Annotated in this window: 1 protein-coding gene; it reads right to left on the bottom strand. The window is 76.3% G+C overall.

What is annotated here, in order from left to right:
* Positions 1-676, bottom strand: a 676-nt coding sequence (gene selA, locus ACFFNX_RS51880; RefSeq protein ID WP_378213882.1) for an L-seryl-tRNA(Sec) selenium transferase, incomplete at both ends; no start/stop codon positions are given.

Raw genomic sequence — 676 nt, 5'->3', positions numbered from 1 at the left:
CGCCGCCCGTTCGCGGACCGCGACGGGGTCGGCGTGCAGGGCCTGGACGGCCGGTGGTTCCGGCCCGCGCAGCGAGGCCTCCAGTGCGGCGAGGGTGAGCTTGTCGACGCGCAGCGCCCGCGCGAGAGGATGCCGCCGCAGGCGTTCGACCAGGTCCGACCGGCCGAGCAGCAGCCCGGCCTGCGGGCCGCCGAGGAGCTTGTCACCGCTGGCGGTGACCAGGTCGGCGCCCTCCGTCAGCGTCGTCGTGGCGTCGGGCTCGGCGGGCAGCAGCGGCTCGGGCGCGAGCAGGCCGGAGCCGATGTCGGCCACGACGGGCACACCGAGGCCGGTCAGGCTCCGTACCGGCGCCTCCGCGGTGAACCCCTCGATCCGGAAGTTGGAGGGGTGCACCTTGAGCACGAAACCGGTGTCCGGACCGACCGCGTCGGCGTAGTCGGCGGCGGTCGTGCGGTTGGTGGTGCCCACCTCGCGCAGGCGCGCGCCGGTCGAGGCCAGCAGCTCGGGCAGCCGGAAGCCGTCGCCGATCTCCACCATCTCGCCGCGGCTGATGACGATCTCCCGGCCCTGGGCGAGGACGGTGGCGGCGAGCACGAGCGCGGCGGCGTTGTTGTTCACCGCGTGCACCGCCTCGGCCGCCGGGCACGCGTCGGCGAGGGCGGCGAGCGCGCCGCGC

This window comes from Actinoallomurus acaciae, assembly GCF_042429965.1.
GTDB lineage: Bacteria > Actinomycetota > Actinomycetes > Streptosporangiales > Streptosporangiaceae > Actinoallomurus > Actinoallomurus acaciae.
Note: the sequence above shows the minus strand (reverse complement) of the source record. Positions and strands in the feature narration are given on the sequence as shown.